Genomic DNA, 13,139 nt, shown 5'->3' on the forward strand with positions numbered 1-13,139 from the left:
AACGCAACCCCGCATCCAACCGCACCGGAACGCGATTTTCATCCCCCACAACGGGGCCGCAGGCCCCACGAACGCTCTGAGCGACAACTGAGGTTGGGTCGGGTAACCAGGCGGCGGCGCCTGCGCCTATGAGTTGACATAATCCCAGTTGTCGCTCAGAGGCGGGCACACGTCATGCCACTCCACCGCGGTGACGGGTGTGACGCACGAGACTCGGCCCGGATGACGTGGCGGCGAGGCGGGAGAGAAATTAACCCTCCACCCCAGCTCACCGGTTAAGTTGTGGCGAGCCGCAATCTGCGGCACCAGACGGACCGAAAGTGATCATGCGAGTTGAGGGACGCGATGTCGCCGTCACCGGCAACCTGCTGCAGCCGCTGACCCGACGCACCAACGACATTCTGCGTCTGGTGCTGGCAGCGTTGTTCCTCGCTACCGTCATCACCAGCTCACTGGTCACCCGCTACGAATGGGTGTCGCTGGAACGTTCGGTATCCCAGATCATCGGAGTGCTCTCCCCCACCCACGCCAACCAGGTCTACCTGGCCTACGGCATCGCCATCCTGGTGTTGCCGTTCGCGATCCTGATCGGCCTGGTCGCCTCCCAGCAATGGAAACTGCTGGCGGCCTACGCGGTCGCGGGGCTGCTGGCCGTGGTGTCACTGTCGATCCGCAGCACCGGGTTGGCCGCGCCGAGCTGGCACTTCGACCTGTCCGAACGACTGGCCACCACGCTGGCGCAGTTCCTCGACGACCCGCGGTGGATCGCCATGCTCGCCGCGATGCTCACCGTCTCCGGCCCGTGGCTGCCGGCCCGGTGGCGACGCTGGTGGTGGGTCCTGCTGCTGGCCTTCGTGCCGATCCACCTGGTGGTCAGCGCCATCGTGCCGGCCCGCTCACTGCTCGGTCTGGCCGTCGGCTGGTTCGTCGGGGCACTGGTGATCCTGATCGTCGGCACACCCGCATTGGAGGTGCCCCTGGCCGGCACCGTGCGCACCCTGGCGCGCCGCGGCTGCCACGTCACCGAGCTCAACGTGGTCCGCCCGGCCGGGCGCGGCCCGCTGGTGCTGTCCACCGTCGGCGAGCACCCGGCGTTCATCGAGTTGTACGGCCCGAATCAGCGCAGCGGCGGTGCGGTGCGGCAACTGTGGCGCAAGCTGCGGCTGCGCACCACCGAAACCGCACCGCTGCACGCCTCGCTGCACCGCGCCGTCGAACATCGCGCGTTGATGGCGATCGCCATCGGCGAGACCGGAGTCGCCAACGCCGACATTGTCGCGGTGGCCTCCCTCGACCGCGGCTGGACGCTCTACGCACACACCCCGCCGCGCGGGGTGCCGATCGCCGACTGCGCCGCCACCACCCCGGTAGGCAAACCGTGGGAGTCGTTGCGGCGCCTGCACGATCAGCAGATCTCGCACGGCAACCTGCGCAGCAAGGACATGACGGTCGACGGCGACACCGTGCTGTTCGGCGGCTTCGGCAACGCCGAGTACGGCGCCACCGACACCCAGCTGCAATCCGACATCGCCCAGCTGTTGGTGACGACGTCGTCGCTGTACGACGCGGCGGCCGCAGTCGGCGCCGCGATCGAGCACTTCGGGCGTACCGCGGTCCTGGCCGCATCACGGCGCCTCACCAAATCGGCGGTGCCGTCCCGGCTTCGCAAGGCGGTGCCCGACGTCGGCGCGGTGATCTCCGCCGCCCGCGAGGAGGTCAAGCGGCAGACCAACACCGATGAGATCCAGACCAAGACCATCACCCGCTTCACCCGCAGCCAGCTGATCCAGCTGGTGCTGCTGGGCGGGCTGGTCTACGTCGCCTATCCGTTCATCAGCCAGGTACCGACATTCTTCTCCCAACTGCGGCACGCGAACTGGTCGTGGGCACTGCTGGGGCTGGCCGTGTCGTCGCTCACCTATGTCGGTGCGGCCGGTGCGCTGTGGGCCTGCACCAACGGCTCGGTCAGGTTTCGTAATCTGGCGATCATGCAGGTGGCCAACACCTTTGCGGCCACCACCACCCCGGCCGGGGTTGGCGGGCTGGCGTTGAGCACCCGATTCCTGCAGAAGGGCGGGCTGAGCACCCTGCGGGCCACGGCCGCCGTCGCGTTGCAGCAGTCGGTGCAGGTGATCGTGCACGTGATCCTGCTGGTCATTTTCACCACCGCCGCGGGCGCCTCGGCTGATCTATCCCATTTCGTTCCCAGCGCCACCATGCTGTACCTGATCGCCGGTGTGGCACTAGGCCTGGCCGGCATCTTCGTGCTGGTGCCCAACCTGCGCCGGTGGTTGACGACGGCGCTGCGTCCCCGCCTGACCGAGGTCACCTCAGACCTGATGGAGCTGGCCCGCGAACCCAAGCGGCTGGCGTTGATCGTGTTGGGCGCGGCCGGCACCACTCTGGGTGCGGCACTGGCCCTGTGGGCCAGCGTGGAGGCCTTCGGCGGCAACACCTCGTTCATCACCGTCACGGTGGTGACGATGGTCGGCGGCACCCTGGCCTCGGCCGCGCCGACACCCGGCGGGGTCGGGGCCGTGGAGGCCGCTCTGATCGGTGGGCTGGCCGCGTTCGGAGTGCCCGCCGCGCTGGCGGTCCCGTCAGTGCTGCTCTACCGGGTGCTGACCTGCTGGCTGCCGGTGTTCGTCGGCTGGCCGGTGATGCGATGGCTGACCGAGAACGAGATGATCTGACCGATGCGGATCGCGATCAGCGGTGCAGGAGTAGCCGGGACGGCGCTCGCGCACTGGCTGCACCGCACCGGCCACACTCCCACCGTGATCGAGAAAGCACCGGCGTTTCGCTCAGGCGGCTACATGATCGACTTCTGGGGCGTCGGCTACACGGTGGCCCAACGCATGGGCATCGAGGAACAGATTCTCGAGGCGGGCTACCAGATTCAGTCCGTGCGATCCGTCGGGGCCGACGGCCGTGTCGTCGGGGCGTTGGACGCCAACGTCTTTCGGCACCTGATCGGCGACGATTTCACCAGCCTGCCGCGCGGTGACCTGGCCGCCGCCATTCATGCCGCCGTCGCCGATCAGGTCGAGATGATCTACGGCGACAGCATCACCGCCGTCGACGAACACCACGACGGCGTGCGGTTGAGCTTCGCCCACGCCGGGGCGCGCGAGTTCGATCTGCTGATCGGCGCTGACGGGCTGCACTCCAATGTGCGCCGGCTGGTGTTCGGCCCAGACGCCGATTTCGAGCACTACCTGGGCTGCCAGGTGGCCGCCGCCGTCGTCGAGGGCTACCGGCCCCGCGACGAACTGGTGTACGTGAGCTACGCGGTTCCGGGCCGGCAGGTTTCGCGTGTCGCGCTGCGCGACGATCGCACCCTGGTGCTGTTCGTGTTCCGCGACGACTCCCCGGAGGGTGCGGACCCGAAGACCCGCTTGCACCAACGGTTCTCCGACGCCGGCTGGGAGTGTCCGCAGCTGCTGGCCGCCGTCAACGACGTTAATGACCTGTACTTCGATGTGGTCAGCCAGGTTCGGATGGACCGTTGGTCGCGGGGGCGGGTGCTGTTGGTCGGCGACGCCGCCGGGTGTATCTCGCTGCTCGGCGGCGAGGGCACCGGCCTGGCGATCACCGAGGCCTACGTGCTTGCCGGCGAGCTGCAGCGGGCCGGCGACGATTACCGGCGGGCGTTCGCCGGCTACGAGACGCGGCTGCGCCCGTTCATCGAAGCCAAACAGTCCGGCGCCAAGCAGTTCCTCGGGTTCTTCGCCACCCGAACGCGATTCGGGCTGTGGTTCCGCAACCTGGCGATCCGGGCGATGAACCTGCGGATGTTGACGCGACTGTTCGCCGGCTCCGTGCGCGACGATTTCGACCTGCCCGACTACAAGATCTGAGGCTATCCGGCCCCGGCAGCCGCATACACCCGGCTGAACTCCGGTTCGCTGTATCCGGCGGCCAGCACCGCGGTGCGCACCGCGTCGCCGACCTTCAGCGTCAGTTCGGTCGGCACCAGCGCGATCACGCAGCCACCGAACCCGCCACCGGTCATCCGGGCGCCCAACGCCCCGGCGGCCACCGCGGCATCGGCGATCAGGTCGAGGTGCGCGGTGGTGATCTCGAAGTCGTCGCGCATCGAGTCGTGCGACGCGGTGAACAGCCTCCCGGCGGCAGCAAAATCCAATTCCGACAGCGCCGCAACGAAATCCAGCACCCGTTCGTTCTCGGTCAGCACATGGCGGGCCCGCCGCAGATCGACCGGGTCGCTGACCCCGTCGAGCACCTCGACGCCGCGGTGCTGCACCTCCCGCAACGATGTCACCCCCAGCGCGGCGGCGGCCCGCTCGCAGGAGGCCCGCCGCGCCGCGTACTCCCCGTCGACGTGGCCGTGTCGCTGGCCCGAGTCGAACAGCAGCAACGTAACCCCGGAGGAGTCCGGGTCGAACGGCACCGAGTGCACCGCGACGTCCCGGAAGTCGATCAGCACTGCGCTGCAGACCTCCCCGAACATCGACGACAGTTGGTCCAGCAAACCCGTTGGGGCGCCGACGTAGTCGTTCTCGGCGCGCTGCCCGAGCCGGGCCAGCTCGATCCGGTCGATCTCCCCTCCGGACGTCAGTGCGCCGAGCACCGCGCATTCCAGCGCCGCCGACGACGACAGGCCCGAGCCGACCGGCACGTCACTGCTGATCGTCATGGTTCCCCCGGGCACCGCAAACCCGCTGTCGCGCAACGCCCAGATCACCCCGGCGACATACGCAGCCCAGCCGGTGATCGCCCCTGGCGTGGTGTCCAGCGGGATGCGCACCGACTCCTGCGCGCGATCGCTCAGCACGGTGAGGGTGTCGATCTCGGCGGGGGTGAAGCTCACCGCAGTGCGCTGCGGCAGCGCGATCGGCAGCGCGAAACCCCCGTTGTAGTCGGTGTGTTCACCGATCAGGTTGACCCGGCCCGGCGCGGAATAGTTGATCACAACTCACGCAGCCGGGCGGCGACGGACTCCGGGGTGACATCGGCGATGAACGCGTCCATCGCCGACTCCGAGGACGCCAGATACTTCAGTTTGGTGGCACTGCGCCGGATAGACATCAGCTCGACATGGAAGTAGCCGTCGGCCTGTATTCCGTCGTCGCGGTATTGGTGCAGCGCAGCCATATACGGCAGCGGGGCGTCATAGAGCCGGTCGAAGCGGCCCAGCAGATCCCGGTAGATCACCGCGAAGTCGTCCAGCTCGGCGTCGGTCAGCTCGGTCAGGTTGTGCACCCGCCCGTTCGGATACAGGTGCACCTCCACCGGCCAGCGCGCGGCGAACGGCACGAATGCGGTGAAGTACTTGCTGCGTGCCACGATCCGGGACCCGTCGGCCAGCTCAGCGGCCAGCAGGTCGGCGAACAGGTTGCTGCCGTGCGAAATCCGGTGATCTCCGGCCTGGGTCAGCATCGCGGTGGTGCGCGGAGTCAGATAGGGGTACCCGTAGATCTGGCCGTGCGGGTGGCCCAGCGTCACCCCGATCTCCTCGCCGCGGTTCTCGAAGCAGAACACCTGCTCGATCCCGTTGCGCGCCAACAGATCAGCAGTGCGGTGCCGCCAGGCCTGAGCCACCAGCAAGGCCTGCTCCGGTTTCAGGTCGGCGAACGAACCGGTGTGGTCTGCTGAGAAGCAGATCACCTCGCAGTGGCCATGCCCGGGTTCGGTGACGAACCCGGCGTCGTCGGGCGGTGTCCTGACCCCGACCCCGGGCTCGGCCAGGCTGGGGAAGCGGTTCTCGAAGACCACCACGTCGTAGTCGGGCGCGGGCACCTCACTGGCCAGTCCGCTCGGCCCCGGACACAGCGGGCACGCCTCGGCGGGTGGGTGATAGGTGCGGTCCTGGCGCTGCGCGGCGATGATCACCCACTGGCCGGTGGTGCGGTCGAACCGCAGCTGCGACGGCTCGGGGTCACGCGGCGGCAGCGGCCGACGGTCCGGCACCGGAGCCGGGGTGTGGCCGGGCAGCGCGAAGAACAACAGGTCGCGGCCATCGGCCAGCGTCCAGCTGGTCGGGGCGCTCACGCGATCAGCCGGGGATGCAGCCGCTGCGGGGCGATCTCGACACCGGCCGCCAAATCGTCGGCCAACCCGGCGGCAAAGCCCTTCAGGCCGGCGACATCGATCCCATGCGGCGACGGGGCGGACACCGCCGCCAGATGGTCGGCGCCGCGGCGCAGCAGGCTCACCGCTCCGATGACGTTGCCGCGTTGCACATGGGTGACACCGACCGCCAGCTGCGCCAAGCCCTGCCACAGCTCGCGTTCGGTGTCGGGCCGGTGTTTCCAGGCGGCCTCGAGCACTTCGTGGGCGTTGAACGCCAGACCGTCGTCGAGCAACAGCTGTGCGTAGGCCAGGGTCTGCGCCGGTGGCAGGTCCAGATCGTCGGGAACACCCTCGACGCCGCCCTGACTGCCGCGGGGCAGCGGCCGGCCCAGCCGGTCCCGCGGGCGAGCGTTGCGCGGGCGGCCCGAATCGTCGCGGTCGCGGGTTGTCATGGCCTCATCATGCCGCGAGGCGGAATCCGCCGACGCTCCGGCAGTGTGTCGCGTCGCGAGATTCCGGCTCGGCGCTGGGGTGCGAGAAACCTAGGCCGCCGGTTTGGCGGCGATCAACTCAATGGCGGCCATGTTGTCGCGGTGGCGGCGGAACGTCGCGCGCATGTTGAGGACCCGGGAGCGTGCGTCGGAGTCGCGCAGCACGTTGAACACGAATCGCAGCGCCCCGACCAGGCCTTCATCGGCGATCAGCCGGTGCGGCTCCAGCAGCGCCATGGGCGCATAGGAGATCTTCCCCACCGTGAAGCCGGCCTCGGTGAGCAGCTCGGTCCATTCCTCGGCGGTCAACGGGCGGGCGTTGACCTTGATGGAGCGGGCCAGCGCGCTGCGGACGTCGTCCTTGATGGACTCGGCAACATCGTTGGGCTGCAAGGCGAGCTCGTGGATGGCGTAGCGGCCGCCCGGACGCAGCACCCGGAAGGCCTCCCGGGCGATCTCGGCCTTGTGCGCGTTGGTCTGCATGGTCAGCATCGCTTCGCCGACGACGACGTCGGCGCTGCCGGCGGGCAGCCCGGTCTCCGACGCCTCGCCGGTGACCACCTTGCCCTTGTCGCCCACCACTGAGCGGACCGCACCGGCGGCGTTCTCGTCGGCCTCGACGCCGGTGTACGTGGCGGGGGTACGCGCCAGGATCTCGCGTGCGGTGCGCCCCATGCCGGGGGCGAGTTCGACGACGTCGGCGCCGGGCAGGTTCGCGTCGGCGAGCATCCGATGGGTCAGACCGAGGCCGCCGGGCCGCAGGACACGTTTGCCGAGCCGGGCGAACAGCCAGTGTCCCGGGAGGTCAGCGGTCTTGCGGTCGGGCATCGGAAGTGTCATGCGACGAAGGTTAGCCTTACCAGGCAGAAGCCCGCTAGTAGCCTTTAGACCCTAATCTTCCTTTTTATCCGGCCCGCACGATTCAGCGTGATCGCCGGTGTCGGTGCCCGGCGATACGTTCACGACATGCTCACCGCAGGCTCGACGTTCGCCGGTTACCGTATCGGGCGGCAGCTGGGCTCGGGCGGCATGGGTGAGGTCTACCTGGCCGAACACCCCCGCCTGCCGCGTCGCGATGCGCTGAAGGTGCTGCCCGCCGAGGTGTCGGCCGACCCGAACTTTCGGGAGCGGTTCAACCGCGAAGCCGACCTGGCGGCGTCGCTGTGGCATCCGCACATCGTCGGCGTGCACGACCGCGGTGAGTACGACGGCCAGCTCTGGATCGCGATGGACTACGTCGACGGATCCGACGCCGAAGCGTTGCTGCAGCGCCACCCGGGCGGGCTGCCGCGCGAGCAGGCGGTCGAGATCGTCGCGGCCGTCGCGCAGGCCCTGGATTACGCGCACCAGCGCGGGCTGCTGCACCGCGACGTCAAACCCGCGAACATTCTGCTGACCAAGCCGGGCGAGGCCAGCGCGCGAATCATCTTGGCGGACTTCGGGATCGGGCTTCGCGTCGACGAAGTGAGCGGTCTGACGGCCACCAACATGGCGGTCGGCACCCTGCGTTACGCCGCCCCCGAGCAGTTGCGCGGGGAGGCGATCGATCCCCGGGCCGATCAGTACGCCCTGGCCGCAACCGCCTATCACCTGCTCACCGGCAAGCCGCCGGTGCATCCCGATCCGGCGACGCTCGACGCGGCGCTGGCCCGGGCGCTGGCCGAGAATCCGGCCGGGCGGTACCCCAGCTGCGCCGAGTTCGCAGCCGCACTGCGTTACGGCGTGCCGCACCACGAATCGGTTGCGCTCCCCGCGCCCAAGCCCGGCCGAAAGCACACCAAAGCCTGGGCGTTCTCCGCCGCGGCGGTCCTCGCGCTGTACCTGATCGGCAGCACGTCAGCCCCGGAACCATCGGCGCCGACAGCCGCACCGGCCCCGATGACCACCACCTCGACGACGACCGTGACGGCACCGCCTGCCCCGCAGGTCATCGAAGCTCCGGCCACCACGGCACCGCCGGCCACCACCCCACTGTCGACATCGGCGCTGGCGGCCCCGTTAGTCGATGCGGCGTGCAGTCATGCCCAGTTGAACACCACCGCGACGTCGACGTCCGGCACGGCCTTGCGCTGTATCAGTGTGGCCGCCGGCTACGTCTGGCAGGCCGACACCGGCGCCACGGCGGTCGATCCGGCGATCGTCGGGCAGAGCGGCTGGAAGAACTGCCTGGCCCGGTTTCCCCGCGCCGACTGCGTGGCCGCCGCGGCACGAATCGCCGGCTCACCCAACACCGCCGGGCCGGTGTTCCCGGCCGGCCGCTACGTGATCCCCGACGTGATGCCCTACGGAACCTACGCGGCCGGAGTCGGGCCGGACGGCTCGTGCAGCTACTCCGTGGTCGACCGGCACGGTCAGGTCGTCGACTCCGGCTCCCGGCTGATCACCCTGGGGACACCGACGGTCGAGGTCGATCCGCGCGCCGAAAACGGCACATTCGTCAGCTACGGGTGCACCCCGTGGGCGCAGACCAAACCGCTGCCGGGCGACTGGTGAGGAGGCGTCACCGGAATAGCCCGACGCCCGGGACTGTTCGAGCCGACATGCCCAAACCATTCACCGAAACCGAACGTCAACAATTCCTCGCCGACAAGCACGTAGCCGTGTTGTCCGTCGCTGCCACCGACGGCCGGCCCCCGGCCAGTGTCCCGATCTGGTACGACTACTCCCCCGGCGGCGACATCCTGGTCAACACCGGCGCCGGTAACCGCAAAGCCCGGCTCATCGAACAGGCCGGGGCGGTGACGCTGGTGGTGCAGCGCGAAGAACTGCCCTATCAGTACGTGATCGTCGAAGGCACCGTCGTCGAGGCCACCACGCCGGCACCGCTGGAACCGCGGGAAGCCATCGCGATCCGCTACCTCGGCGAAGAGGGCGGGCGGGCGTTCGCCGCGAACATGGACGGCGACTCCAGCGTGCTGTTCACCATCCGGCCCGACCGCTGGTCGACGGCGGATTTCTCCGGGGATCTGTAAAAGCAATCAAGCCCCTCGAAAGGGGCTTGACCTGGGTGGCAGGTGCAGGATTCGAACCTGCGTAGGCTTGCGCCGACGGATTTACAGTCCGCTCCCATTGGCCGCTCGGGCAACCTGCCGTATCGCGCCTAGCAGACTACAACGAGGATGTACCCCGGACACAAACGGGCAGCACAGCACCAAAGAGAGGACAGATCTCGTGGCGGACTCATCGTTCGACATCGTCAGCAAGGTCGACCGGCAGGAGGTCGACAACGCGTTGAACCAGGCCGGCAAAGAGCTGGCCACCCGGTTCGACTTCCGCGGCACCGACACCACCATCGCCTGGAAGGGCGAGGAGACCATCGAGTTGGTCAGCTCCACCGAGGAGCGCGTCAAGGCCGCCGTCGACGTGTTCAAGGAGAAGCTGATCCGCCGGGACATCTCGATGAAGGCGTTCGATGCCGGCGACCCGCAGCCCTCGGGCAAGACCTACAAAGTCAGCGGCGGCCTCAAGCAGGGCATCGACGGCGAGCACGCCAAGAAGATCAACAAGCTGATCCGCGACGAGGGCCCCAAGGGCGTCAAGAGCCAGGTGCAGGGCGAGGAGATCCGGGTGTCGTCGAAGAAGCGCGACGATCTGCAGGCCGTCATCTCGCTGCTCAAGGGCGCCGATTTGGACATCGCACTGCAATTTGTCAACTATAGGTAGAAAGCCCCTGCCCAGCGGCCCGCCATGTGCCTAGGCTGGTGATCGTGAACACACAGGATGCCGTTGACGTCATCATCGTGGGCGCCGGGATCTCCGGTATCGGCGCGGCCTACCGCATCACCGAACGCAATCCCGGCGCCAGCTACGTCATCCTGGAGCGGCGCGAGCGCATCGGCGGCACCTGGGACCTGTTCCGCTACCCGGGTGTTCGCTCCGACAGCAGCATCTTCACGTTGTGCCTGCCCTTCGAGCCGTGGACCGGGCGCGAACGGGTGGCCGACGGCGACGAGATCCGCGACTACCTGACCGACGCCGCGCGCAAGCACGGCATCGACTCCCACATCCGGTTCAACAGCCACGTGATCGCCGCGGACTGGGATTCGTCGACTGACACCTGGACGGTGAGCGTGGACGAAGGCGGCACCAGCAAGACCTACCGCAGCCGGTTCGTGTTCTTCGGGTCCGGCTACTACAACTACGACGACGGCTACACCCCGGACTTCCCGGGCTTCGAGACCTTCACCGGCACGGTGGTGCACCCCCAGCACTGGCCGGAAGATCTGGACTACACCGCCAAGAAGGTGGTGGTGATCGGCAGCGGTGCCACGGCGATGTCGCTGGTTCCGGCGCTGACCCAACGGGCCGGCCACGTCACCTTGTTGCAGCGCACGCCGACTTATCTGATTTCGGCGTCCAAATACAGCCGGTTCACCGATGTGGTCGGGAAACTGTTGCCCCGCAAGCTATCTCATCCGATCATCCGGCTCACCATGGCACTGTTCGAGGGCTGGGTGTGGCTCCTGGCCCGCAAGACGCCGCCGATCCTGAAATGGATGTTGCGCCGCACGGCCGTCCAGAACCTGCCGCCGGGCTACGCGGTCGACACCCATTTCAAGCCGCCGTACCAGCCGTGGGACCAGCGACTGTGCCTGATCCCCGACGCCGATCTCTACACCGAGATCAGCGCCGGGCGAGTCGACATGGTCACCGATCGGATCGACCACTTCGACGCCACCGGGATCGCGCTGCAGTCCGGCGGACACCTCGACGCCGACATCATCGTCACCGCCACCGGTCTGCAACTGCAGGCGCTCGGCGGGGTGCGGATCAGCTTGGACGGCACCGAGATCAAGCCCACTGAACGTTTCGTCTACAAGGCGCACATGCTCGAAGACGTGCCGAACCTGTTCTGGTGTGTGGGCTACACCAACGCCTCCTGGACGCTGCGTGCCGACATGACTGCGCGGGCCACCGCAAAGCTGATGTCACACATGGCCGCTCGTGGTTACACCCATGCCTACCCGCACCGCGGCGATGAGCCGCTGGCCGAGAAGCTGGCCTGGGACATCCAGGCCGGCTATGTGCTGCGCTCACCGCACGCGCTGCCGCGGTCTGGCACCAAGCGACCCTGGAACGTGCGGCAGAACTACTTCGCCGACGCCCTGGACTACCGCTTCGACCGCATCGAGGAATCGATGGTGTTCGGGCGGGCCGGTGAACGGATACCGCTGGCCGGATAGCTCAAGCCTCGGCTCGAAGCGCGGCGATACCGCGCTCGAGCGCGGCCTCCAGAAAGCTCAGATCCCCGGTGGCAACCATGATGCCGACGCCGCCCTGGATACCCGCCAGCAGTGCGGCGGCGGCCGAATCGGCGTCGATGCGCCCCGCCATTTTGCCGTTCTGCTGCATGGCGCGGATCCCAGCCGCGATCTCGGCGTGCCATTGCCGGATCAGCGACGAGGTGACGGCCTGGGCCGCGGACGTGGTGCGCCCCAACTCGGACATCAGCACCGCCAGCGGGCAGAACTGCCCCTGCCGGCGGTAGCGCTCGACCACTGCGTCCTGCCAGCGTTGCCACGCTGCCCAGGACGTGAGCTCACCGAGATAGGGCTGCTGATCAGCCAATACCAACGCGGCCTCGTGTTCGGCCACGGCGAGCAGCAACTGCTCCTTGCCGCCGGGAAAGTAGTGAAAAAGCTGGCTCTTCGAGGTCTGGGTGCGTGCGCGAATGTCGTCGAGCGTGGTAGTCGCCACCCCGCCGGCCCGAATCTCCGCGGCCGCTCCCTCGATGATCCGCCACCGGGTGGCTGCGCCCTTGCTGGTCAATTTCTGGACTTGTGAGTCCAATTTTATCGGCGCATGATCTGGACTCATGAGTCCAAACAGTACGCGGCTTGAAGGCCGCACAGCATTGATCACAGGTTCTACCGCCGGGCTGGGGGCCGGTATCGCCACCGCACTGGCCGAGGCCGGCGCGTTTGTCGTCATCAGCGGCCGCGACGCAGAACGCGGCCGCGCCGTCGTCAAACGCATCGAATCCGCCGGCGGTAGGGCGGCGTTCGTCGGTGCCGACCTCGGCGCCGGTGCGGCTGAGATCAGCCGGCTGGCATCAGAGGCGGCCGAGGCGGCCGACGGCGCGATCGACATCCTGGTCAACAACGCGGCCATGATCCTGATGCCGTCGCCCACCGCGGACGTCCCCGAGAGCGAGATCCGCGCCGCGTTCGCGGTCAACGTGACGGCACCGTTCTTGCTGACCGGTCTGGTCGCGCCGGCCATGGCGCAACGCGGCAGCGGCGCCATCGTCAACATCGGCTCGATCACCGGCTTGATCGGCTCAGCGAATTCGGCGCTGTACAGCGCCAACAAGGCGACCGTGCACTCCCTGACCAAGTCCTGGGCCGACGAGTACGGGCCGTCCGGTGTGCGCGTCAATGCCGTTGCCCCCGGGCCGATCCTGACCGAGCGCAACGCGGAGTACGAAGAACACGTGGCACCCGTGCTGGCCCGGATACCGTCAGGGCGGATGAGCACCGTCGCCGAGGTTGCCGCCGCCGTGGTCTTCCTGGCCGGCGACGACGCCGCCAACATTCACGGCGCAATCCTGTCGGTGGATGGCGGCTGGGCGGCCGTTTAGCCGCAACTTCACAAACCGCCGGTGCGGCGGGT

The 13,139-nt window shown here is 68.2% G+C and carries 12 protein-coding genes and 1 tRNA gene; 7 read left to right on the forward strand and 6 right to left on the reverse strand.

Going from position 1 to position 13,139, the window contains the following annotated elements:
• Positions 1-326 precede the first annotated feature (326 nt).
• The gene (locus tag ACZYY4_RS07280; protein ID WP_463809609.1) at positions 327-2,693 is read left to right on the forward strand and encodes a lysylphosphatidylglycerol synthase domain-containing protein; all 2,367 of its coding nucleotides are present in this window, start codon (positions 327-329) and stop codon (positions 2,691-2,693) included.
• Positions 2,694-2,696: 3 nt separating this feature from the next.
• Entirely contained in the window at positions 2,697-3,860 is a 1,164-nt protein-coding gene (locus ACZYY4_RS07285; protein ID WP_463809007.1) for an FAD-binding domain, read from the forward strand.
• Positions 3,861-3,862: 2 nt separating this feature from the next.
• Here the strand turns inward: ACZYY4_RS07285 and ACZYY4_RS07290 are convergent, their stop codons facing one another.
• The 4 genes from ACZYY4_RS07290 to ACZYY4_RS07305 form a co-directional block, all read right to left on the reverse strand.
• Positions 3,863-4,936: a galactokinase gene (locus ACZYY4_RS07290; protein WP_463809008.1), complete on the reverse strand. Its 1,074-nt coding sequence runs from the start codon at positions 4,934-4,936 to the stop codon at positions 3,863-3,865.
• Complete coding sequence (galT, locus tag ACZYY4_RS07295; RefSeq protein WP_463809009.1) at positions 4,933-6,015, reverse strand: galactose-1-phosphate uridylyltransferase; 1,083 nt, start codon at positions 6,013-6,015, stop codon at positions 4,933-4,935. Before galT ends, ACZYY4_RS07290 begins: the two co-directional genes overlap by 4 nt.
• A complete protein-coding gene (locus ACZYY4_RS07300; RefSeq protein WP_463809010.1) occupies positions 6,012-6,488 on the reverse strand; it encodes a DUF309 domain-containing protein in 477 nt (158 codons plus the stop codon). The genes galT and ACZYY4_RS07300 overlap by 4 nt, the downstream gene beginning before the upstream one ends.
• Positions 6,489-6,578: 90 nt before the next feature.
• The gene (locus ACZYY4_RS07305) at positions 6,579-7,367 is read right to left on the reverse strand and encodes a class I SAM-dependent methyltransferase (protein WP_463809011.1); all 789 of its coding nucleotides are present in this window, start codon (positions 7,365-7,367) and stop codon (positions 6,579-6,581) included.
• A gap of 126 nt (positions 7,368-7,493) precedes the next feature.
• On the opposite strand from ACZYY4_RS07305, the gene ACZYY4_RS07310 reads away from it, so the two are divergent.
• Positions 7,494-9,020, forward strand: a complete 1,527-nt coding sequence (locus ACZYY4_RS07310) for a serine/threonine-protein kinase (RefSeq protein WP_463809012.1) — start codon at positions 7,494-7,496, stop codon at positions 9,018-9,020.
• 47 nt (positions 9,021-9,067) lie between these two features.
• Positions 9,068-9,499 carry a pyridoxamine 5'-phosphate oxidase family protein gene (locus ACZYY4_RS07315; protein ID WP_463809013.1) on the forward strand — a complete coding sequence of 144 codons (432 nt, stop codon included), beginning with the start codon at positions 9,068-9,070 and terminating at the stop codon, positions 9,497-9,499.
• Positions 9,500-9,535: 36 nt separating this feature from the next.
• On the opposite strand, the gene ACZYY4_RS07320 is transcribed toward ACZYY4_RS07315, so the two are convergent.
• Positions 9,536-9,618, reverse strand: a tRNA-Tyr gene (locus tag ACZYY4_RS07320).
• Between the two features lie 80 nt (positions 9,619-9,698).
• Here ACZYY4_RS07320 and ACZYY4_RS07325 point away from each other — a divergent pair.
• Together ACZYY4_RS07325 and ACZYY4_RS07330 are read left to right on the forward strand one after the other, a co-directional pair.
• Complete coding sequence (locus ACZYY4_RS07325; RefSeq protein WP_463809014.1) at positions 9,699-10,190, forward strand: YajQ family cyclic di-GMP-binding protein; 492 nt, start codon at positions 9,699-9,701, stop codon at positions 10,188-10,190.
• 35 nt (positions 10,191-10,225) lie between these two features.
• Positions 10,226-11,710, forward strand: coding sequence for a flavin-containing monooxygenase (locus ACZYY4_RS07330; RefSeq protein WP_463809611.1), 1,485 nt, complete (start codon positions 10,226-10,228; stop codon positions 11,708-11,710).
• A gap of 1 nt (position 11,711) precedes the next feature.
• On the opposite strand, the gene ACZYY4_RS07335 is transcribed toward ACZYY4_RS07330, so the two are convergent.
• The gene (locus ACZYY4_RS07335; protein WP_463809015.1) at positions 11,712-12,344 is read right to left on the reverse strand and encodes a TetR/AcrR family transcriptional regulator; all 633 of its coding nucleotides are present in this window, start codon (positions 12,342-12,344) and stop codon (positions 11,712-11,714) included.
• Here ACZYY4_RS07335 and ACZYY4_RS07340 point away from each other — a divergent pair.
• On the forward strand, positions 12,343-13,107 hold the full coding sequence (locus ACZYY4_RS07340; RefSeq protein WP_463809016.1) for an SDR family NAD(P)-dependent oxidoreductase: 765 nt from the start codon (positions 12,343-12,345) through the stop codon (positions 13,105-13,107). The two genes, ACZYY4_RS07335 and ACZYY4_RS07340, sit on opposite strands and share 2 nt — an antisense overlap.
• Positions 13,108-13,139: the final 32 nt, after the last annotated feature.

The organism is Mycobacterium sp. IDUB_21 (assembly GCF_055419425.1).

Coding starts and splice junctions, on each gene's coding strand:
- ACZYY4_RS07280 (WP_463809609.1), top strand. CDS start 327: ATGCGAGTTGAGGGACGCGATGTCGCCGTCACCGGCAACCTGCTGCAG.
- ACZYY4_RS07285 (WP_463809007.1), top strand. CDS start 2,697: ATGCGGATCGCGATCAGCGGTGCAGGAGTAGCCGGGACGGCGCTCGCG.
- ACZYY4_RS07300 (WP_463809010.1), bottom strand. CDS start 6,488: ATGACAACCCGCGACCGCGACGATTCGGGCCGCCCGCGCAACGCTCGC.
- ACZYY4_RS07305 (WP_463809011.1), bottom strand. CDS start 7,367: ATGACACTTCCGATGCCCGACCGCAAGACCGCTGACCTCCCGGGACAC.
- ACZYY4_RS07310 (WP_463809012.1), top strand. CDS start 7,494: ATGCTCACCGCAGGCTCGACGTTCGCCGGTTACCGTATCGGGCGGCAG.
- ACZYY4_RS07315 (WP_463809013.1), top strand. CDS start 9,068: ATGCCCAAACCATTCACCGAAACCGAACGTCAACAATTCCTCGCCGAC.
- ACZYY4_RS07340 (WP_463809016.1), top strand. CDS start 12,343: ATGAGTCCAAACAGTACGCGGCTTGAAGGCCGCACAGCATTGATCACA.
- ACZYY4_RS07335 (WP_463809015.1), bottom strand. CDS start 12,344: ATGAGTCCAGATCATGCGCCGATAAAATTGGACTCACAAGTCCAGAAA.